Origin of the sequence: Prochlorococcus sp. MIT 1303, from assembly GCF_001631965.1 — a bacterium.
GTDB classification, from domain to species: Bacteria; Cyanobacteriota; Cyanobacteriia; order PCC-6307; family Cyanobiaceae; genus Prochlorococcus; species Prochlorococcus marinus_D.
Map to the genome: position 1 here is coordinate 632,028 of NZ_LVHK01000044.1, position 18,987 is coordinate 651,014.

At 54.5% G+C, this 18,987-nt stretch carries 20 protein-coding genes and 1 tRNA gene; 13 read left to right on the forward strand and 8 right to left on the reverse strand.

Annotated features, from left to right (window positions below):
- The first annotated feature begins 15 nt into the window (after positions 1 to 15).
- Positions 16 to 1,623, forward strand: a complete 1,608-nt coding sequence (murJ, locus tag PMIT1303_RS12135; RefSeq protein ID WP_063398884.1) for a murein biosynthesis integral membrane protein MurJ — start codon at positions 16 to 18, stop codon at positions 1,621 to 1,623.
- Here murJ and PMIT1303_RS12140 read toward each other — a convergent pair.
- The 3 genes from PMIT1303_RS12140 to PMIT1303_RS13000 are packed head-to-tail and all read right to left on the reverse strand — an operon-like array spanning position 1,610 to position 2,486.
- A complete protein-coding gene (locus PMIT1303_RS12140) occupies positions 1,610 to 1,873 on the reverse strand; it encodes a hypothetical protein (protein ID WP_011131217.1) in 264 nt (87 codons plus the stop codon). The genes murJ and PMIT1303_RS12140 overlap by 14 nt on opposite strands.
- 25 nt (positions 1,874 to 1,898) lie before the next feature.
- A complete protein-coding gene (locus PMIT1303_RS12145) occupies positions 1,899 to 2,189 on the reverse strand; it encodes a DUF3181 family protein (protein ID WP_011131216.1) in 291 nt (96 codons plus the stop codon).
- A 42-nt stretch (positions 2,190 to 2,231) separates the two neighbouring features.
- Positions 2,232 to 2,486 carry a 2TM domain-containing protein gene (locus PMIT1303_RS13000; RefSeq protein ID WP_074159242.1) on the reverse strand — a complete coding sequence of 85 codons (255 nt, stop codon included), beginning with the start codon at positions 2,484 to 2,486 and terminating at the stop codon, positions 2,232 to 2,234.
- A gap of 92 nt (positions 2,487 to 2,578) precedes the next feature.
- On the opposite strand from PMIT1303_RS13000, the gene PMIT1303_RS12155 reads away from it, so the two are divergent.
- From PMIT1303_RS12155 to PMIT1303_RS12185, 7 genes are all read left to right on the forward strand, one after another.
- Positions 2,579 to 2,652 (forward strand) — tRNA-Arg (locus tag PMIT1303_RS12155).
- Between the two features lie 125 nt (positions 2,653 to 2,777).
- Complete coding sequence (glyA, locus tag PMIT1303_RS12160; RefSeq protein WP_063398886.1) at positions 2,778 to 4,052, forward strand: serine hydroxymethyltransferase; 1,275 nt, start codon at positions 2,778 to 2,780, stop codon at positions 4,050 to 4,052.
- Between the two features lie 103 nt (positions 4,053 to 4,155).
- Positions 4,156 to 5,304, forward strand: a complete 1,149-nt coding sequence (locus PMIT1303_RS12165; protein WP_063398887.1) for an MraY family glycosyltransferase — start codon at positions 4,156 to 4,158, stop codon at positions 5,302 to 5,304.
- Positions 5,297 to 6,568, forward strand: a complete 1,272-nt coding sequence (locus tag PMIT1303_RS12170) for a competence/damage-inducible protein A (RefSeq protein ID WP_197459830.1) — start codon at positions 5,297 to 5,299, stop codon at positions 6,566 to 6,568. The genes PMIT1303_RS12165 and PMIT1303_RS12170 overlap by 8 nt, the downstream gene beginning before the upstream one ends.
- A gap of 25 nt (positions 6,569 to 6,593) precedes the next feature.
- On the forward strand, positions 6,594 to 8,030 hold the full coding sequence (gene leuC / locus PMIT1303_RS12175; protein ID WP_063398888.1) for a 3-isopropylmalate dehydratase large subunit: 1,437 nt from the start codon (positions 6,594 to 6,596) through the stop codon (positions 8,028 to 8,030).
- On the forward strand, positions 8,027 to 8,659 hold the full coding sequence (locus tag PMIT1303_RS12180; RefSeq protein ID WP_063398889.1) for a 3-isopropylmalate dehydratase small subunit 2: 633 nt from the start codon (positions 8,027 to 8,029) through the stop codon (positions 8,657 to 8,659). Before leuC ends, PMIT1303_RS12180 begins: the two co-directional genes overlap by 4 nt.
- A gap of 96 nt (positions 8,660 to 8,755) precedes the next feature.
- On the forward strand, positions 8,756 to 9,211 hold the full coding sequence (locus PMIT1303_RS12185; protein ID WP_231901501.1) for a pentapeptide repeat-containing protein: 456 nt from the start codon (positions 8,756 to 8,758) through the stop codon (positions 9,209 to 9,211).
- Between the two features lie 9 nt (positions 9,212 to 9,220).
- Here PMIT1303_RS12185 and PMIT1303_RS12190 read toward each other — a convergent pair whose 3' ends face one another.
- Both PMIT1303_RS12190 and PMIT1303_RS12195 read right to left on the reverse strand, forming a co-directional pair.
- Complete coding sequence (locus tag PMIT1303_RS12190) at positions 9,221 to 12,409, reverse strand: DUF3769 domain-containing protein (protein ID WP_063398891.1); 3,189 nt, start codon at positions 12,407 to 12,409, stop codon at positions 9,221 to 9,223.
- A 105-nt stretch (positions 12,410 to 12,514) separates the two neighbouring features.
- Positions 12,515 to 12,634 carry a photosystem II reaction center protein I gene (locus PMIT1303_RS12195; protein WP_011131207.1) on the reverse strand — a complete coding sequence of 40 codons (120 nt, stop codon included), beginning with the start codon at positions 12,632 to 12,634 and terminating at the stop codon, positions 12,515 to 12,517.
- A 63-nt stretch (positions 12,635 to 12,697) separates the two neighbouring features.
- Here PMIT1303_RS12195 and PMIT1303_RS12200 point away from each other — a divergent pair, with 63 nt between their 5' ends.
- Positions 12,698 to 15,712 (forward strand): glycoside hydrolase family 38 C-terminal domain-containing protein, encoded by a 3,015-nt coding sequence (locus PMIT1303_RS12200; protein WP_063398892.1) that lies wholly within the window; start codon positions 12,698 to 12,700, stop codon positions 15,710 to 15,712.
- Between the two features lie 8 nt (positions 15,713 to 15,720).
- Here PMIT1303_RS12200 and psbN read toward each other — a convergent pair whose 3' ends face one another.
- Positions 15,721 to 15,864 carry a photosystem II reaction center protein PsbN gene (gene psbN / locus PMIT1303_RS12205; RefSeq protein WP_063396845.1) on the reverse strand — a complete coding sequence of 48 codons (144 nt, stop codon included), beginning with the start codon at positions 15,862 to 15,864 and terminating at the stop codon, positions 15,721 to 15,723.
- An 87-nt stretch (positions 15,865 to 15,951) separates the two neighbouring features.
- On the opposite strand from psbN, the gene psbH reads away from it, so the two are divergent.
- From psbH to PMIT1303_RS12225, 4 genes are read left to right on the forward strand one after another with little or no spacing between them, the layout of a single operon-like run.
- Positions 15,952 to 16,140, forward strand: coding sequence for a photosystem II reaction center phosphoprotein PsbH (psbH, locus tag PMIT1303_RS12210; protein WP_011131204.1), 189 nt, complete (start codon positions 15,952 to 15,954; stop codon positions 16,138 to 16,140).
- A gap of 34 nt (positions 16,141 to 16,174) precedes the next feature.
- Positions 16,175 to 16,450: a TatA/E family twin arginine-targeting protein translocase gene (locus PMIT1303_RS12215; RefSeq protein WP_063398893.1), complete on the forward strand. Its 276-nt coding sequence runs from the start codon at positions 16,175 to 16,177 to the stop codon at positions 16,448 to 16,450.
- Between the two features lie 7 nt (positions 16,451 to 16,457).
- The gene (pth, locus tag PMIT1303_RS12220; protein WP_063398894.1) at positions 16,458 to 17,078 is read left to right on the forward strand and encodes an aminoacyl-tRNA hydrolase; all 621 of its coding nucleotides are present in this window, start codon (positions 16,458 to 16,460) and stop codon (positions 17,076 to 17,078) included.
- Positions 17,078 to 17,335, forward strand: coding sequence for a DUF3146 family protein (locus PMIT1303_RS12225; RefSeq protein WP_011131201.1), 258 nt, complete (start codon positions 17,078 to 17,080; stop codon positions 17,333 to 17,335). The genes pth and PMIT1303_RS12225 overlap by 1 nt, the downstream gene beginning before the upstream one ends.
- Here the strand turns inward: PMIT1303_RS12225 and PMIT1303_RS12230 are convergent.
- Together PMIT1303_RS12230 and PMIT1303_RS12235 are read right to left on the reverse strand one after the other, a co-directional pair.
- The gene (locus PMIT1303_RS12230) at positions 17,319 to 17,750 is read right to left on the reverse strand and encodes a resolvase (protein WP_231901502.1); all 432 of its coding nucleotides are present in this window, start codon (positions 17,748 to 17,750) and stop codon (positions 17,319 to 17,321) included. The two genes, PMIT1303_RS12225 and PMIT1303_RS12230, sit on opposite strands and share 17 nt — an antisense overlap.
- On the reverse strand, positions 17,747 to 18,952 hold the full coding sequence (locus PMIT1303_RS12235) for a DUF3084 domain-containing protein (RefSeq protein ID WP_063398896.1): 1,206 nt from the start codon (positions 18,950 to 18,952) through the stop codon (positions 17,747 to 17,749). The genes PMIT1303_RS12230 and PMIT1303_RS12235 overlap by 4 nt, the downstream gene beginning before the upstream one ends.
- Positions 18,953 to 18,987: the final 35 nt, after the last annotated feature.

Here is an 18,987-nt window from a genome sequence, read left to right on the forward strand (position 1 = left end):
GTCTGAGGCCCAAGGATGGGGAGATCCTTAAAGCGTATTGCTCTGGTTGTCACAGTCGGCACCTTGCTTAGCAAGGTGGGAGGGCTGGTTCGTCAGCTTGTGATCGCTGCTGCCTTCGGGGTTGGAGCGGCTTATGACGCTTACAACTACGCCTACGTCTTGCCGGGGTTTCTGTTGATTCTCCTGGGTGGGATCAACGGTCCTTTCCACAGCGCCATGGTCAGTGTCCTCAGCAGACGGCCGCGGCAAGAGAGCGCTCATGTGTTGGCGGCGCTCAACACCATGGTTAGTGCTGCTTTGTTGTTGTTGACGGCTCTATTAGTGCTGGCAGCCAATCCGTTGATCACTCTGGTGGGCCCAGGTCTGAGTCCTGAGCTGCATCGGATTGCTGTGGTTCAGCTTCAGGTGATGGCACCAATGGCTTTGTTGGCAGGTTTGATCGGCCTGGGCTTCGGCTCCCTTAATGCTGCTGATGAGTTCTGGATTCCGGCGGTTTCGCCAATCATGTCCAGTCTTGCTTTGGTGGTCGGTGTCGGAGTTTTGTGGTGGCAGGTCGGGACGGACATCGGCTCCATGCAGTTCGCCCTCAGGGGTGGCATTGTTTTGGCACTAGCCACCTTGGTGGGAGCCCTGTTGCAGTGGCTGATTCAGCTGCCGGCGTTGATCAGGCAAGGCTTGACCAAGATGCAGTTGGTTTGGGACTGGCATCATCCAGGTGTGCGGGAGGTACTGCAGGTCATGGGCCCGGCCACCCTCTCTTCAGGCATGTTGCAGATCAATGTCTTTACAGATCTGTTTTTTGCTTCCGGCATTTTGGGTGCGGCAGCTGGTCTGGGCTACGCCAATCTTTTGGTGCAGACGCCTTTGGGGCTGATCTCCAATGCATTGCTGGTGCCACTGCTACCAACGTTTGCCAGGCTCACTGCCCCGGGAGATCGGTCTGCACTAGTCGCTCGCATCCGTCAGGGGTTGATGTTGTCTACGGCCAGCATGGTTCCTCTGGGGGCAATGTTCGTAGCTCTGGGGACTCCAATCGTTGCTTTGGTGTACGAGCGAGGGGCTTTTGATGCCCAGGCGGCCAGCTTGGTGAGTGGATTGCTGATGGCCTATGGCCTGGGCATGCCTGCCTATCTAGCGCGTGATCTGTTGGTGCGTGTGTTTTATGCCCTAGGTGATGGCACTACCCCCTTCCGACTTTCTACGGCAGGGATTGGCTTGAATGTGTTGTTTGATTGGTTGTTGGTTGGTGGCCCAACCCCTTGGGGCCCTCAGTTGCCATTCAATTTCGGGGCTACCGGTTTGGTGCTGGCGACGGTTGCAATCAATCTGCTGACCTGCGCAGCTCTCTTGCTGGGCTTGCATTCGCGGCTAGGGGGCTTGCCTTTGCAACGGTGGGCTTTTGATGGCGTCAAGGTGCTTTGGGCTGGCCTGGCGGCAGGGTTTGCGGCTTGGGCTCTGGCGACCTTGATGGAATGGCCTCAGGACCTGCTGGGACTTTTGATTGAGGTGTGTCTGTCAGTGATCACCGGCCTTGCTGTATTCGCTCTAATCAGCATCTCTCTTGGTGTCGCTGAGGTGCGTGAGCTAGCGCGGGAGCTGCGTTACAGAGTTATTCCTCGCTGAGGCGAACTTCGCGATCCTCACGGACTTGAATCGGTAGCTCCAGATGGTCTCGGCCCACCAGCTGGGGTCCCTGTACCGAAACGATGCGTGCTTCGATCCCGAATTCCTGGAAGGCGTTTTCGAGCTCTTGAATCAGAGCTTTCTCCACCTGGTCCTCAGCATCCACAACTTTGCCGATGAGTCGCTCCCCTAGTGGTCCGATGCGTTGACGCATCACTTCACGGGCGTTGGTGACCTCGATGATCAGCACTGGCCCTCCATGGATGGCAGCAACCTTATCGGCAGTAGGGCTCCAGGATCTCCTCAAGGTCACGAAGTTGAGAGGCTGGGATTAGGCGCGCCAGTGGTAGGCGGGTGCTCCCTCCACCCAGGGGCACTTGCACTGATTCCAGGGCTTGGCGGGCTGCCACATTGGCACCTTCATTGAGCCTGACGCTGCATTCGATGGCAAGGTTTTCTGCAAGCCCTGCATCGCCCAGATAAAGGTGCCAGCTGGCGATCTGAAGGTAGATGCGATCGGCAAGGGATAGTTGTAGCTCTTTTAAATCCGCTGGATCGATTGTCATAAGGGATGGTCTTGCTAGGTGGATGCTGGCTTGATTTTGGGATCAGGTTTGCTCTTCGGTGGTCTTGGCCTTGGGTCTTTTGACTACTACAAATGCAAGGTGGATGCAGAGTCCAGCCAGCCAGATTTCGCTGAACCAATCCAAGTGTGGCCATGGGTGGCGCATTTGTTGAATGAACCAAAGGCCACTGTTGAAAGCTGCAAAGGCCATGGCATGCAGGGTGAAGTTGACGATTCGAGCGAAATGTTGATAGGTCGGGTCGGTTGTGTCGGCGTTGCCGTACCAGCGAATTGGCATGAGCAGTGTCTTTGTAGATCTCTCGATTGTGGCGCTTGGATGAGACTCGGTTGACGAAGGCCCCCATGATGAAGTCTGATGTTTCCTTCTAAGCGCCTGTAGCTCAGCGGATTAGAGCATCTGACTACGGATCAGAGGGTCGGGAGTTCGAATCTCTCCAGGCGCGCTGATTAACTGCCCTTCGGGCAGTTTTTTTTTGCACTTGGTTTCGGCGGCGGTCTTAGGGATTAGGGCTGTTCTTAAGACGTGAAGAACCATTGCCTACGATCCGAAAACTGTTGGATTCTGTAAATGACGGATCGCTTCTTGGCTTCTATTAATGCTGCCCTGACGGATTCCGACCCGGCGATTGCAGGCTTGATCGATCAGGAGAGGCAACGTCAGGAGACCCATCTAGAGCTGATAGCCAGTGAGAACTTCACTTCACAAGCTGTGATGCAGGCTCAGGGTTCTGTGCTCACCAACAAGTACGCCGAAGGTCTTCCCCATAAGCGCTATTACGGCGGTTGTGAGCATGTCGATGCGATTGAGGAGTTGGCGATCGAGCGTGCTCGGCGGCTCTTTGGTGCGGCCTGGGCCAACGTGCAACCTCATAGTGGCGCGCAGGCCAACTTCGCTGTCTTCCTGGCGCTGTTGCAGCCTGGTGACACGATCATGGGGATGGATCTATCCCATGGGGGACATCTCACTCATGGTTCTCCTGTCAATGTCAGCGGCAAGTGGTTCAAGGTCGTTCATTACGGCGTGGAGCCTGATAGTCAGCAGCTCAACATGGAGGCTGTTCGTCAGCTGGCCCTGAAAGAGCGTCCCCAACTGATCATCTGCGGCTACTCGGCCTATCCCCGCACGATCGATTTTGCTGCTTTTCGCAGCATCGCTGATGAGGTGGGCGCTTACTTGTTGGCGGACATGGCACACATTGCCGGCCTTGTTGCGGCCGGGGTCCATCCGAGTCCTATCGCCCACTGTGATGTGGTGACGACGACCACCCACAAGACATTGCGTGGCCCCAGAGGCGGCTTAATCCTTTGTCGTGATGCGGACTTTGGCCGTAAGTTTGACAAGGCAGTGTTTCCTGGCAGTCAGGGCGGCCCTTTGGAACATGTGATCGCAGCCAAGGCTGTGGCCTTAGGAGAAGCTCTTCAGCCAGAGTTCCATGCTTATAGCTGCCAGGTGGTGGCGAATGCCCAGGTTCTTGCTGGTCGCATTCAGGAGCGCGGGATTGCGGTGGTGAGTGGAGGAACAGATAATCACCTTGTCTTGCTGGATCTGCGCAGCATTGGGATGACCGGGAAGGTTGCTGATTTGCTTGTCAGTGACGTAAACATCACCGCCAATAAGAACACAGTGCCCTTTGATCCTGAGTCGCCTTTTGTGACCAGTGGTCTGCGCTTGGGCACGGCGGCTCTAACAACTCGTGGCTTTGATGAGGAGGCATTCCGTGAGGTTGCTGATGTGATTGCAGATCGTTTGCTTAAACCGCAAGATGAATCGATTAAGGCGCAGTGCTTGGAACGGGTGAGACAACTTTGTGGCCGTTTCCCTCTCTACAGGGGTTCCCTCTAGCCAGCGCTTGCTTGACTGGCCCTTCGCTCTGGAATCACAGGTTTGCTCTGCCTAGGATTCATTCCATCGGCCCTTCTTTAGGTCGCTTGCTACAGGAGCAAACTTGACTCTCGCGAGCAGCCCCTTTGCTTTTGCTACGGCGAGCTTCGTGATGGCTGCTGTGCTTACCACTTTGGTTGTCCCACTCGTGCGGGCGCTAGGCCTTCACCTCGGTCTCACTGATCAGCCTGATTCCCGCAAACAGCACAGCACTCCGATGGTGCGTCTTGGTGGCATCGCCATGGTGCTGGGATTTGGTTTTGCTCTGGCAGTGACATGGGGGCTGGGGGGGTTTGGTTTACTTGCGCCTGCGAAGGATCAGCTGATCTGGTCCACGCTGGCGGGGGCTCTTTGCTTTTTTGTGATTGGCCTGGCAGATGATTTGTTCGTTTTGTCTCCTTGGCCTCGTTTGGCAGGACAGGTGGCCGTTGCGTTTGCGATGTGGACTCAGGGGGTACGCATTGGAACGATTGAGTTTCCCTGGTTGGGGGAAGGCTCTTCTTCTTTAATTGCCTTGCCGGATTTGCTTAGCCTTGCTGCCACGCTGGTGTGGCTTGTGGGTATTACCAATGCCATCAATTGGCTAGATGGTCTTGATGGTCTTGCGGCAGGAGTGGCTGGTATTGCCGCTGTTGGTCTTGTGTCGGTCAGCTTTTCACTTCATCAAGTGGCTGCAGGTTTTCTGGCAGCTGCTTTGGCGGGCTGTTGTCTTGGTTTTCTGCGCCATAACTTCAATCCAGCCCGCATTTTTATGGGTGATGGCGGCTCCTATTTCCTTGGCTTTACCTTGGCAGCAATCAGCATCGTGGGACCAGCCAAGGGACTCACCACCGTCAGTCTGTTGCTGCCACTGTTGATTTTGTCTCTGCCTTTGGCTGATATGTCGGCAGTGATTATGGGGCGTTTGCGGGAGGGCCGTTCTCCCTTTTATCCTGATCGTCGCCATCTTCATCACCGTCTGCTGCGCGCCGGCTTCAGTCATCGCCGAACGGTGTTGTTGATCTACGTGTTTACGCAATGGCTAGCAGCATTGGCCCTTGTGGTGGCCAATGCTGAAATGCGTTTTTTGTGGTTGGCTTTAGCGACAGCCATTCTCGTGGCGACAGTCGTGATCAGCCGTCGTCAACGTAGTGCTGAAGGTGCCTTCGTAGACCCTTCTAGCCCCCTTGCAGCTCCTAGTGATCCGCGTGCCTATCGCGATGGTCATGGCTGAAGCTTCGGCTAGGCATGGTGTTGAGATCCTTTGCATTGGCACGGAGCTGTTGCTTGGCAACATCCTTAACAGCAATGCTCGTTGGTTAGCTGAGGAGCTGGCTGCTCTGGGGCTGCCTCATTACCGGCAAACTGTTGTAGGAGACAACTTTGAACGTCTCAAAGAATCAGTTTTGGATGCTGTTGATCGCAGTCGGATTCTGATCACCACTGGTGGTTTAGGACCAACGCCTGATGATCTGACTACTGAAACTTTGGCGGCTGCTTTTGATACGCCGCTTGAGGAACGTCCAGAACTTTGGCTCGAGATTCAGGCCAAGCTCACTGCTGGCGGCAGCATTTCTGCAATCAGCAATCGCAAACAGGCGTTGTTCCCTCGTGGAGCTGAAATCCTTCCAAATCCCTCCGGCACGGCGCCGGGGATGATCTGGTGTCCTCGGCCGGGGTTCACTGTGATCACCTTTCCGGGTGTGCCTTCTGAAATGAAGCAGATGTGGTCCCAGACAGCCGTGCCATGGCTGCGTCAGCACGGAGGAGTGGCTGACATCTTTGTGAGTCGGCTGTTGCGGTTTACAGGCATTGCTGAATCCACGCTGGCTGAAGAGGTGTCTGATTTGCTTGAGCAGGGCAATCCAACAGTGGCCCCTTATGCCGGACTGGGAGAGGTGAAACTACGGATCACGGCCCGGGGGGCAACGGTGGAGCAAGCGAGGCAGCTATTGGATCCAGTGGATGCAGAGCTCCGTCATCGCACCGGCTTGTTCTGTTACGGCTCGGATGATGAGAGCTTGGCATCGGTTGTGCTGGATTTGTTGCGTCAACGAGGTGAGACCGTTGTAGTGGCAGAGTCCTGTACAGGTGGCGGAGTTGGTGCCGCTTTGGCTGCTGTTCCGCGAGCTTCTGAGGTTTTTCTAGGCGGGGTCATTGCTTACAGCAATGCCATTAAGCAAGCCCTACTGGGTATATCCACTGACCTTTTGCACCAGCACGGTGCAGTTTCGGATCCTGTGGTGCGGGCTATGGCTGAAGGGGCGCGTCAACGGCTCGGGGCAGATTGGTCCATTGCGGTGAGCGGTGTGGCAGGCCCTGGGGGCGGTACGCAGGCCAAGCCTGTGGGGTTAGTGCATATCGCAGTGGCTGGACCGCATGGCTGTCAGGCAAGCCCTGTGCAGTTCGGGGTTCGTCGTGGAAGGTTGGCAATTCAGGAGCTGAGTGTGGTTCGCAGTCTCGATCGGCTGCGCAGGTTCCTGCTGGATGGGAGCTAAGGTTTTCGGCTACTGCCTCTGAACCTTGAGCTCCGGCACCCTCTACGACAAGGTGTGGGATCTACATCGGGTGGCTGATCTGCCTGGTGGATCCACTCAGTTATTTGTGGGTTTGCATTTGATCCATGAGGTCACCAGCCCGCAGGCTTTCGCTGCTTTGCAGGACAAGGGTTTGCCGGTGCGGTGCCCTGAGCGCACCGTGGCGACTGTTGATCACATTGTGCCGACGATCAGTCAGAAGCGTCCGTTTGCTGACCCTTTGGCTGAGGAGATGCTCAGCACCTTGGAACGAAACTGTGCCAATTACGGGATTGTTCTTTGCGGCCTTGGCAGTGGCCGCCAGGGCATCGTGCATGTGATAGCTCCTGAGTTGGGGCTGACCCAGCCGGGCATGACTGTGGCTTGTGGTGACTCACACACGTCCACCCATGGGGCGTTTGGCGCCATTGCGTTCGGCATCGGCACCAGCCAGGTGCGGGATGTGCTTGCCAGTCAGAGTCTTGCCATGAACAAGCTCAAGGTGCGCCGGATCTGGGTCGACGGTCAGCTTGGTTCCGGTGTTCATGCCAAGGATTTGATCCTTCATGTGATCCGAAGCCTTGGGGTCAAAGCTGGGGTGGGCTATGCCTATGAGTTCGCCGGACCAGCCATTGATGTGCTCTCCATGGAAGAACGCATGACCCTCTGCAATATGGCGATTGAGGGAGGCGCCCGCTGCGGATATGTCAATCCTGATGGGGTCACTTTTGACTATTTGCAAGGACGGTTTTATGCGCCTACTGGGGAGGCTTTGCATCGGGCAGTGGCCTGGTGGAGCAGCTTGGCCAGTGATCCCAATGCTGTCTTTGATGATGAGGTGACGTTTGATGCGGCCAGTATTGCTCCCATGGTGACCTGGGGAATCACTCCTGGTCAGGGCATTGCTGTAGACGAATCGGTACCGACCGCTGATTCGCTTGAGCCAAGTGAACGTCCAATCGCCGAGGAAGCTTTTCGCTATATGGATTTGGAGCCGGGAATGGCTATTGAAGGGGTTCCAGTTGATGTTTGTTTTATTGGCAGTTGCACCAATGGTCGTCTTAGTGATTTAAAGGCTGCTGCCACTATTGCCCAGGGCCGTCATGTAGCACAAGGGATCAAGGCCTTTGTGGTGCCAGGGTCGGAACAAGTCGCCAGGGCTGCGGAAGCAGAGGGGCTCGATGGTGTTTTTCGGAAGGCTGGATTTGAATGGCGTGAACCAGGCTGTTCCATGTGTCTGGCAATGAATCCTGATCGTCTTGAGGGGCGTCAGATCAGTGCAAGTTCAAGTAACAGGAATTTCAAGGGGCGTCAGGGTTCGTCCCGAGGCCGCACCTTGTTGATGAGTCCCGCAATGGTGGCTGCTGCTGCCATTACCGGCCAGGTCACTGATGTGCGCAAGCTAATCAGCAACACTGTTCCTTCTAAAAGCTTCCACCAATGACGATTGAGGCTATACCTTTCCCCCATGGCTCTATAGACCAGGTTCAGGGCCGTGCCCTGATGTTGCGTGGTGATGACATTGACACGGATCGGATCATCCCAGCCCGGTTTCTTAAATGTGTGAGTTTCGAGGCGCTGGGAGATCAGGTTTTTGAGGATGATCGCTTGGAACTGGGTGGTTCACATCCCTTCGACCTGAAGGTTCATCAGGGTGCTTCGATCTTGGTTGTTAATGATAATTTCGGCTGTGGCTCTAGTCGTGAACATGCACCTCAAGCTCTGATGCGCTGGGGTATCCGTGCGCTGATTGGACAGAGCTTTGCAGAAATCTTCTATGGCAACTGTCTAGCGCTGGGAATTCCATGTGCAACTGCCGCCCTTGCTCAGATTGATGCCTTGCAGCAGGCGGTGGCAGCGGATCCGTCGCAGAGCTGGGGCTTCAATCTTCAGGCTCAGCAGTTGACGAGTGCTGCAGGTTCATGGGATTTCCAGATTGAGTCTGGCTCTCGCGAGATGCTGCTTAGCGGACGTTGGGATGCCACATCGCAGTTGGTGGCTCAGGACGCAGCCCTAAAGCGCACGATGGCAGACCTTCCATACCTCAATGATTTTGCGGCGTCGCTGCATTGAAGGTTGTTTGTTGAGGAAACGGAAGATTGAATTTTTAGTGATTCGCTGCGGCAGATCATTGGCAGCGTGTCTATGAAAAGAGAAAGCGAGCTGGTCATGGTTTCTCTCCGTTACATCTGGACTGTGGTGCTCGTTCTGTTTGCTCCTCCAGCATTTGCGGCGCCAGTTGTGTCGCTGAATGTTGAGCCTTTTACAACACAGATGGAGCAGTTGCACCAATTCGGAGCGTGTAGGAGTTGTGATTTGCGCGGGGCAGACCTCCGTGATGCTCATTTGATTGGTTCAGACCTTCGCGATGCTGATCTGCGGGGCGCTCGTCTTGAGGGAGCGAATCTTGAGGGTGCTGATCTAAGTGGGGCTCGCTTGGATGATGCTCAGCTCAATGGGGCCATGCTTACGAATACTGAGTTGAGTGGGACAGACTTGCGGCGTGCAGACTTACGTGAGGCTGTGGTGATCAATGCTTATTCGCCAGACGTGCGTACGGAAGGAATGCAGTTTGCCGGTGCTGATTTAACCGGCAGTCATTTGATTTATGGGGGTGCTCCTTGATCAAGTGAATTAGAAAAGTTGATCTTCAAATTGATTGATGGGTGTATAGGGAACAAAAGGTACGCCGGTGCCGGTGAAGTTGAAATCATTAAGACGGAAACGAAAGCCGCCGATGCCTTTGTAGGGGTTGAAGTAGAAACCGAAGTCATAGGAACGACGTTGCCAGCGCAGTTCGATGTTTGAGTTAATGATGTCGCCGTAGTAAATGGAGTCGGGATCTACATTCATTCCTATGCCTGCACTAAGTACTAAAGGACCTGCAATTTGCTGGTTGATGCCTATCCCAAATGTCCCTAGGTCAACGGCTTGGTCAAATTCAAATGGGCTTTCGCCTTCTTTTAGAGTTAGTCCACCGCTGAGCGAAAGTTGTGTGTAGTCTAGGAAAGGTTTGCTGAATGTTCCTAGAGTCAGGGTTGGTCCAGCGCTAAAAGTAATGGTGTTTTGACTTGTATTAACTTCACTGCTGTATGCGCTTAATGAGGCTCTTAGATTAGTCCTAAAGTCGAGGCCAGGTACGATTGCTAAAGGGGAATATCGGTAGGCTGCTTCTGGTGTGAGTGCAGCAGGTTTGCCGCGCCAGATTGGGTATCTGCTATTTAGAGATCCATAGAAGTTGATACGCCATAGATCTGAAAGATTTTCACTGGTAAATGATTCCGCTTGATAGTTGCCTACACCAGCCCTGATGAGAAAGTTGTTGCTTAATTTCCCCCAACGCCAAATGGCGTTCTTCTCAAGTAAAGCTCCATAGGCAGAGTAGATATCTGTTTCTCCCAGTGATCCGTTCCAAGCTTTGTAGCGATAGGCCCCAAAGATATGTGCATCAATCTCGCCAATGAGGGGAATGTCAAGCTTATTTTTGAGGTCTCCCCAGTAACGGCTGCCGTCAGCAATATTTAGAGGATTAAAAGTGCTTAAATCAGCATTAATTTCAACATCCCACCCCAAAGTTTTCCCAGTTAGTTCTGCTTCTAGGCCGAATAAGTCAGCAGCTGTAATTGGCTGGGTTGTGTTGCCGCTGTTAATTGAGCTGCCTGGAGCAACGTAGCTGTTTGTCTCTCCGTCGATGGCGCGCTCTAGAAGGAATTGAGGTTGGAGGGAGAGGGTGTAGTTCTTTGTTAGCTCGATAGGTTTTAGATCACGGCCAACAAAGAAACCATCTCGATCTTCATTGTCGATGCCAAATACCCAACGGTTCTCAACCTCTTCCTGCTTTTTGATGGTTTGGGTTCTGGAGACTGGGATAGGAAAACGCTCCTCTACAATGAGTCTATTGCGGCTGCTTTGGATCACAATGTCGCCACTGGGTTCTTCAGTGGCGATAACATCTTCTGCGTCAATACGCGTTTGAGAAGGTGTATAGGGATCATTGGAGAAGCCCATGCGATCTGCTTTCCATCCCTCTGGGCTGATCGTGACCTTTGCGGCTTGAATCCTCCAGCGGCTGATTGATCCTGTGATTAATTTAGTGTTCGCTACTTGGTTTAATTGAGAAACTTTGATTCCACCATATGCATTTGTTTCTCTTATATCCGTTGCTGATGCCTGATTTCCTCTTTGCATTCCAATGTTAAGGGCTTGTTGGAACTGGATGCTGCTAATACGTTGATCGATCTTGGTAATTGCCTTGGCGCGCAATGCTTCTTGCTCTGCTGGAGAGAGCGTCGATGAATTTGTCTGGGCGAGTCTTTGACGTGTGGCAACAGCTTGGGGAGGCGTAGTGCCAAGAGGGAGAGCCTCTGCTTGGGCTTTAGGGTCACCCTCCCCAAGAGTGATTGACTCAAGTGTTTCTTGGAGTCCTTGGCGAGTTGTTCGATTAGCACGATCGGGGTCAGGACAACCCAGTGGTGGCGGAACGTCAACTTGCTGCGGTGCTGTGTTGTCTTTGCCCCAGCGGTATCTCAAGCCAACAAGGTAAGCATTACTTCCTTCCTTGACACCGCTATAGGTGCCGAATGCTCCTGAGCGATGGTGAATGCGTCCCACAAGTGAGAGTTGTTGTGAGACTGCGGCTTCAAGCTCAAAGCTCAGATAGTTGAGCAATTTTGCATAGTTCTCTCGATATGTCTTTTCATAGTTGCTATAGGTCGTGTTGAAGCTGATTCCCTCGATCACGCCAAAATTCAACCACGGTTGCAGCCATAGCCGTGCACCTATACCCAGCACACCTTCTCCAAAGCTCTGGGCAGGTGTGTCTGCAAATGGTACTGATTGATTGAATTCTCCTCCAGCTTGTTGGTTGGCATGGTGAGCAAAGAGGTCTGCTTCTAGTTCAAGAGCGAAGGGGCCTGCACGAGCGATTCTTTTCTGTAGACCCAGGCCCAGGAGATATTCGTCCCTTATTCGGCCATTGAACAGAAAGGTGTCTCCAAAATTTGAATCAATCATCTTTCCACCCCAAGCCGTTACAGCCCAGGGATGGGGATGCCAGTCTGGTATCGGCGGTAGCACAGGTGGACAGGCCATGCCGGATTTACTTTTGTTGTCTTGTTGAAGCCAGTTGTTATTGGGGGCAATTGGTTGATCCCAGATCGTGTTCGAATAGTTCTGGTTGCTGATAAGCCCAGCTGTGGTGCTGTTTAACTCAACGTCTAAAGCGGTGGGGAACCCGAGGCTTTCACTTTCTTGTATTGCTAGGCGCCGTCGTGGCTTTGAGGGGCTTTGTGGGATCTGAGCTGCATCGAATGAATTGGGGCCAAGGTCGATTGCTGCGCTGTCGAGATCTAGAACGCCATAGACGTCCTCAAGCTCCCCTTCTTTTTGAATCAGGCTGTAGCGCAGGGAACTTGCTTGGAAGTACTGAGATCCCTTGCGGAAACGAACACTCCCCCTTGCATAAAGAGTGTTGAAGCCGTGGTCGAACTCAACGCGATCTGCCTTGAGAACACCGCCGTTGAGAACGGCCTTGACGTTACCTTCAGCGATAAAACGCTCTTGTCGGGCGTCATATCGCTGTCGATCAGCCCGAAGTTTGAGCTCTCGGGGAGGTTCGGGAGATTGTTGTGGAAGGCTGGGCTGTCTTTGAAGGCCTGTTGATTGCCCAATCTGCCTCGCTGGTATTGCGATGGGAGCCGCTTGGCTGGGCGAGGAGGTGCCTTCTTTGTATGAGTTGCTTGACTGAGAATTTGCTTCAGCAGGGATTAACCCAGTCGCAAGTAAGAGCCCAACGAGAAGGGTTGGGGGACTGTTCGCCGCCAATAGGCTTCAGCTGGGGCAGCTGATCTTCCCATAATTGATGGAAGATCTGAGCAGGCCTCAGTCCAGTGTGTTGCGTGACCCGAGAAGTTTCGCTTGCAAAGGCTTTTAGTCTTCGAGATCCTTACGGGCTGGTGTCCTTGAAGGATCGCTGGCCAAGAAGCCGAAGACGAAGACCGCAATGAAGAAGAAGACGACCGAGTAAACGGAGAGCTTGAGGGCGAGCATGGAGGGACCGTTCAGCTTCTAGTACATCGATGACATCTTATGGGGCATAGAGGACACTTAGGGATGCAGGAGCAGCTTCAAGCCCGACGATTGGCGTGGATTGAAACTTTTCGAAGTCGCTCTCGGTGGGATCTCAAGCCAGGTTGGTATCGCGCAGGGGATCGTGATCGGCTGTCTCTGCTTCACGATGATTGGGCTCAAATCCATCGACCCGACTGGGTTGCCAGGGGTTTATTGGTCTGGCCTCGAGGCGGAGTATGGCTGCAATTGCAGCAGGAGATCCTTTGTCCTGAAGATTGGCGACAAGCTCAAGCAAGTTGTTTGCGGCTGGTCTTGGGTTGGTGGGCTGATCAGATGCGGCTGTGGGTGGATGGTGTGTTGGTGCATGAGGGGGATCTGTTCGATACCACTTGTCGGTGGAGCCTTCCTGAATCGATCCGTTGGGAGCGACCTCTAACACTCTTGCTGGAGTTGAGGAGTCCTAGCCATGACGATGGCGCGTTGATCAACAGTGAGTTGGTGCTCGAACCCAGGGCCGGTGCAGTGGATCTAGATCAGGTTCTGCTGCCTGAAGCGCTGGCGCTCTATTTAGAGGTGGGAGAGGTGTTGCCGGAGGCTTGGCTTGAGCTGGATCCGCACAGTCAGGAGGCAACCGTGGCTGTCGACCAGCAACTAAGCAATGCAGCGCGGCCGCAGGGGCTGATCCATTGGATCGGCCATGCCCATCTTGATTTGGCCTGGCTGTGGTCAGTTGCTGACACTTGGCAGGCGGCAGAGCGCACGTTCCGCTCTGTGCTGCACCTGATGCAGCGATTTCCAGATTTCCATTTCAGCCACTCCTCGCCAGCTCTCTATCAGTGGGTTGAACATCACCGTCCCACTCTTTTTGCTGCGCTTCAGGATGCAAGTCGGGCAGGTCGTTGGGAGCCGATCAATGGCCCTTGGGTCGAGACTGATTGTGTGCTGGTGAGCACTGCTTCGCTTTGGCGACAGTTCACGCTTGGACAGCAGTACAGCCGATCAGCATTTCCGGAGTGGTCCCATCAGTTGGCCTGGCTTCCAGACAGCTTTGGCTTTGCCGCTGGTTTGCCAGCGGTAGCTACCCAGACAGGAATCCGTTGGTTCTGCACCCATAAACTGGCCTGGAATGCCAGTAATCCCTTCCCGCATCGACTGTTTCGTTGGTGCAGTCGTGGCCAGGCTGAGGTGCTAGCGCTGATGCTTCCGCCAATTGGCACTGATGGGAATCCGATGGCCATGCTTCGCGAGCAGCGGTCTTGGCAGGCGTCTACCGCTGTTGAAGAGGCTTTGTGGGTTCCGGGAGTTGGCGACCATGGAGGTGGCCCCACTGCAGAAATGCTGGAGCAGCTGCAGCTTTGGGCGGACCATCCTCAGGCTTTGCCCCAGAAGCCTGGCACAGTAAGGTCTTATCTTGCAACACTTGAGGCTCATATTGAGACTTTGCCGGTGTGGCGTGATGAGCTCTATTTGGAGCTTCATCGCGGTTGTGCGACAACCCGTCCCGACCAGAAGCGTCAAAACCGACACCTTGAAAGGCTTTTGAGGGAAGCAGACCTGGCTATAGCTTTGCTGGCTTGCCACCTTGGCGATAGGGCTGACGTTCCTGGAACCTCTGCATCTTCATTGCCAGATTGGCGGCCTTTGCTCTTTCAGCAATTTCACGACATCCTTCCAGGCACATCGATTCCTGAGGTGTTTGAGCAGGCTAAGCCGGTCTGGCGATCGTCATGTCGTGAATCAAGGCGGAGCCGCGATCAGCATCTGCAGCAGCTTTTTCGCAGTGGGGTGTGCTGCTCCGATCGATTCGATCCAGAGTCTTCTGCTGGGTGCTGGGTCTGGATGGGTCTACAGCCACTACAGCGTTGGTCGCCTGTGCTGAGATTGCCACGAGATCAATGGGGCAGCGCCGGTAGGAAGCTTCCATGCCAAGAGGCCAAGGGAGGCGGAACCTGGGTGCAGTTGCCTGTGCAGCAAGGGGTGACAGCAGTTCCGCTTCAACGTTCTGTCAGTAAGGCCTTAGATGTTGTTGACGGCTTACCTGTTCGTGGGGCTGTGCAGATTCAGCCCCTTGATCAAGGCGGTTGGCGGATTGGCAATGGCCTTTTGCAAGCTGATTTTGGTGCCGAAGGCTTGCAGCAACTTTGGGATCGGAACGGGACACCTCAGTTGGCAGGACCTCTGATCTGGGGGCGTTTTCGCGATCGTGGCGAATTTTGGGACGCCTGGGATCTGGCGGCCGATTATCGCCAGCATCGATTGGCTCTGAACTGGAATGGTTCGATCGAGCTGGTGGAGCGCGGACCTCTTGTAGCGCGCTTGGTCTTGCGAGGTTGGGCTGGGAGCAGTGCTCTGCGCCTTGATGTGCAGCTGAGAGCTGATTGCCCCTGGCTCGAGCTGCGTCTAGGCGTGGATTGGCGTCAAAGTCATGAGCTACTGCGTTTGGAGGTTCCCCTGGCTTGCTCAGCGGTGCGATGGGCGGCGGATACCAGCGGTGGAGTCATTGAACGTCCTGCTGAAGCTATGACGGCTAGGGAAAAAGCACGTTGGGAGGTCCCTTTGATCTCCTGGTTGGCGAGCGAGTCGGCGGCGCCGGGCGGTGGCCTTGCGGTGTTATTGGATGGGCCTCAGGGCGTTCAGGTGTGCCCAGACAGGCTTGGTTTTTCTCTGCTTAGAGGGGCTACCTGGCCAGATCCGTCGGCTGATCGGGGTTGGCATCGTCAGCAATTAGCACTGATGCCTGTTCCCGATGGTTGGAGTCGGGAGGCTGTTCCTCAGGCAGCGTTGGCTTTTCGAGAGCCGGGCTGGTTGGGGCCTTCTGATCTCAAGGTGTCATGGACAGGATTGCCGTCGCTGCCTTCAAAGCTGGTTCCATTGGCTGTGACGTATGCCGAAGTAAGGCAGCTGAAGCTCAGCGTGCTTAATGCCGGTGCAACACGCCAGTCTTGGGCCGTAGGGAAGACTTGGCGGGTTGGTAGCGCTCACGAGTCCTGTCTCGGCGAAGCGGTAGAGCTGAAGCCTGGAGAGTTGGCTGAACTATTGCTTGAGCGTGTCGATTGATGTGATCGTCAGTCTTCGTGTTCTTCAAAGGGGTCTTCGAGTTCTTTTGAGGGAGGACCAAAAGCTGTGTAGAGCCCGTATCCGGTCAGTCCGAAGGTGATGGTGACCATGGCAATGAGCAGGGTGTAGGTCTCGGAGGAGGAGTTTTCCATCACATCTCTCGACAGGATTAGTCCGTATGCGGACTATGACCATTACAGTAGGCATGCTTCATCACCATCCGAGACCGAAGCTCCGTTATGGCTCAAAGCACCCGTCTGGGAAATCTGATCAAATCTCTACCCGGCTACGCCCCTGGCAAGGTAGTGCCAGGTTGGGGCACTACCCCAGTGATGGCTGGGATCGGCTTCATGTTGCTGATTTTCCTGGTCACCATCTTGCAGATCTACAACCAGTCGCTTCTCCTCCAAAGCATCAGTTTTGAATAGACTGTCCTCGGCTCTGCTGGGCTGAGGTTCGCCTATGAATGTGTTCGGCATCGGTCTCCCCGAGATGGCGGTTATCGGCGCCATAGCATTGCTTGTATTTGGACCTAAACGACTTCCAGAGTTTGGTCGCACCCTTGGTAAAACCTTGAAAGGTTTTCAGGCAGCCTCAAAGGAATTCGAGCGCGAGATTCATAAAACTATGGCAGAACCTGAGTCCATCGAACAGGCTGCAACGGAAGAGTCCATACAGCAAGTCACCAATGCAATAAGTGAAACCCCTCAGGAGGCTAAAAACCCTCCCGCCAGCTGAGAGTGGTATGAGGCCGGGTCGTTTACGTCTATTGGTAGGCCTAGGTAATCCAGGCTCAAAGTATGCCGGGACCCGTCACAACATCGGCTTCATGGCCCTCGATAAGTTGGCTGGGCAGAAGTCAGTCAGTTTCAGGCCGCAAACAAAGTTCCATGGACTGATGGCGGAAGTGGGGGTTGGCTCAGAGAGGGTTCGATTGCTGATGCCTCAGACTTATATGAATGAAAGCGGTCGGGCGATTCGTGCAGCCATCGATTGGTTTGGCTTGGAGGTTGATCAGTTGCTGGTGCTAGTAGATGATATGGATTTGCCTTTGGGTCGACTGCGGCTTCGCGCCCAGGGAAGTGCAGGCGGTCACAATGGTTTGCGCAGCGCGATTCAACATCTGGGGACTCGGGATTTTTGTCGTCTGCGGATCGGGATCGGTGCTCCAGGTTGTACCTCTGAGGAACGAAGAGCTCGAACGGTCTCGCATGTGCTCGGGGTGTTTAGTCGGCAGGAGAGCCTCCTAGTCGATCAAGTGCTTGATGAGGTGCTGATGGGTTTGGATCTGATTCAGTGCCTTGGGTTGGAACGGGCAGGTAATCGTCTCAATGCTTTTCAACCGGAGGGTTGTTCTGCCTGCTGATGAGTCATTTGCCTGTCACTACGGCTCGCCTCTGTGTACACCGGCAAAGCTTTGCCGACCAACGCTTGGATGGGGAGGTCTCGGCTGGGGGGTTTCAGTGGCAGTTCAGCTGGGCTTTCGATCGGGGTGAACTGAAAGTGGAACCCTCTCTTGGGCGAGCACTGATTGAGGATGCTTTACTGCGCTTCCTCGTTAAGGCTGACTACCACCTTGAGCCTGGTGGGGATTATATGTTCACTGTTAGGGCCCGATTCTGAAGTTGGGTGGTCCAGTCCAAAGGAGTTGTTGCCCGAGGTGGTCTTCAAGCAACACCATTGCGGCTATGGCGTCCAGATGATGGGGAGGCAGGATCATTCCTCGGGGTAGCCAGCGGCGCCAGTTGCTTGGGGGCCATAGCTCCCAATAGCGATGGCGGGCGCGCAGTGTGCTCCCACGTTCTTCGACCACATGCAAGGGGGCAATGTGCAGCAGAAGGTTCTGCCAGTATTCACTGCTGGTGCCGTTGCCGATCAAGATGCCTTCTAAGGGTGCTTGGTTTTGCCAATGCATGATGAGGTCGAGCACAGCGGCTGCGGCCACCACTTTCCCCTCAAGCACAGCACTTGTTGCTGTATCGGCAAGCACTAATCCACATTTATTGCGACCAGGATCTACGGCCACAAGCTTTGTCATGGTTTGTCTTCGGGAATCTTTGTCCAAGGACCACCCACGGGCTGCAGGACAACTGCTACCGGATCGGCCGTATCGCTATTGCGGAGTGCCACGGCTTCTAGCTCAATCCGCTCTTGAGAACGGTTCAGTAATGCCTTGCCGAGCCGGTTCATTTCACTGCCATCGAACTGCAGTCCTGAACTGAGGGATCCGCGTCTTTTTACCTCTGCCAGAGTTGATGCAAGCAGGAGCCTAAGTCGGTTGCGCACGGTTTCGCTGCTTTTCTCGTTTTGGTCAAGAGTCGTTCGTGCGAGGACTTCGCCTTGTCGGACGATGTTGATATTTTGGCGAGCATCCGGGAAGGCATACACCACGTTCTCCCCACGCAACACGTTTGCGGCAGAGCGCACATAGACCACCCAGGTGCCTGGCTTTCGGATGATCTGTTCGATGCGGTTGATATCGGTGCGTGGCACGAGCAGGATCTGTCGATTGGCTTCTTCACCGGGACGTACGCGCCGAAAAGCCTCCAGGTTTGCTTCCTGAAGTAGGCGGTCGATGACGGCTTTCGCCTGGCTGGGGTTATCGAGCCGCAGGGTGGCTGCGGCAAGTTGCTGCCCACTGCTCAGCACAACATCCCCTCGACGTAAGGCAATGAGGTTGGTCTCGAGCTGCTTCAGTTCTTTTTCAGCCACGCTAATTCTGCTGCGAACATTGGTTAGTTCAACTTCCGTTCGGCGGATGTCGGCATCTTTTTTGGAAATGTCGCGACTGAGACGAGCTCGTTCCGCTTCGAGCTGTTGTCTTTGTTTTTGTAGTGGTGCGAGTTCGTTGCGAAGGGCGGCAGCTCGCTTTTTGGCTTCCTTTAGTTCATTCTGAACCTGATTGCTGTCCGACCTGGCCTGCTTGAGATCAAGCTCGGCATTGAACTGGGCCGACCGACTTGAATTGAGGGCATCGCGGCTTTGTTGGAGTTTGGCCTGAAGGTCATCCAGTTCAAAAAGTCCTACTCGCAGTTGTCGACTGACCAGCAGCATCAGTCCTAGGGACAGTGCGCTAATCAGGCTGCCAGTGAGAACGGTGATGAATACGGCTGTCCTTCGCGGTCTGAGATTGAACAGGCTCAGCCTTGCTTTGCCTACACGGCTGCCAAGTCGATCGCCGAGGGTGGAGAGCACACCACCGAGGACGAGTAGGGAGAGGATCAGCAGCCAGCCGGTCACGACAATGGGCGGGTGGGATCAGGAATAGTGTCAAC

Excerpts from the sequence above, each read along its gene's own strand:
- pth (WP_063398894.1), top strand. The coding sequence starts at position 16,458 with ATGAGGCCGGGTCGTTTACGTCTATTGGTAGGCCTAGGTAATCCAGGC.
- PMIT1303_RS12225 (WP_011131201.1), top strand. The coding sequence starts at position 17,078 with ATGAGTCATTTGCCTGTCACTACGGCTCGCCTCTGTGTACACCGGCAA.
- PMIT1303_RS12200 (WP_063398892.1), top strand. The coding sequence starts at position 12,698 with ATGCAGGAGCAGCTTCAAGCCCGACGATTGGCGTGGATTGAAACTTTT.
- glyA (WP_063398886.1), top strand. The coding sequence starts at position 2,778 with ATGACGGATCGCTTCTTGGCTTCTATTAATGCTGCCCTGACGGATTCC.
- murJ (WP_063398884.1), top strand. The coding sequence starts at position 16 with ATGGGGAGATCCTTAAAGCGTATTGCTCTGGTTGTCACAGTCGGCACC.
- PMIT1303_RS13000 (WP_074159242.1), bottom strand. The coding sequence starts at position 2,486 with ATGCCAATTCGCTGGTACGGCAACGCCGACACAACCGACCCGACCTAT.
- PMIT1303_RS12180 (WP_063398889.1), top strand. The coding sequence starts at position 8,027 with ATGACGATTGAGGCTATACCTTTCCCCCATGGCTCTATAGACCAGGTT.
- PMIT1303_RS12185 (WP_231901501.1), top strand. The coding sequence starts at position 8,756 with ATGGTTTCTCTCCGTTACATCTGGACTGTGGTGCTCGTTCTGTTTGCT.
- PMIT1303_RS12195 (WP_011131207.1), bottom strand. The coding sequence starts at position 12,634 with ATGCTCGCCCTCAAGCTCTCCGTTTACTCGGTCGTCTTCTTCTTCATT.
- psbH (WP_011131204.1), top strand. The coding sequence starts at position 15,952 with ATGGCTCAAAGCACCCGTCTGGGAAATCTGATCAAATCTCTACCCGGC.
- PMIT1303_RS12145 (WP_011131216.1), bottom strand. The coding sequence starts at position 2,189 with ATGACAATCGATCCAGCGGATTTAAAAGAGCTACAACTATCCCTTGCC.
- PMIT1303_RS12230 (WP_231901502.1), bottom strand. The coding sequence starts at position 17,750 with ATGACAAAGCTTGTGGCCGTAGATCCTGGTCGCAATAAATGTGGATTA.
- PMIT1303_RS12170 (WP_197459830.1), top strand. The coding sequence starts at position 5,297 with ATGGCTGAAGCTTCGGCTAGGCATGGTGTTGAGATCCTTTGCATTGGC.
- PMIT1303_RS12215 (WP_063398893.1), top strand. The coding sequence starts at position 16,175 with ATGAATGTGTTCGGCATCGGTCTCCCCGAGATGGCGGTTATCGGCGCC.
- psbN (WP_063396845.1), bottom strand. The coding sequence starts at position 15,864 with ATGGAAAACTCCTCCTCCGAGACCTACACCCTGCTCATTGCCATGGTC.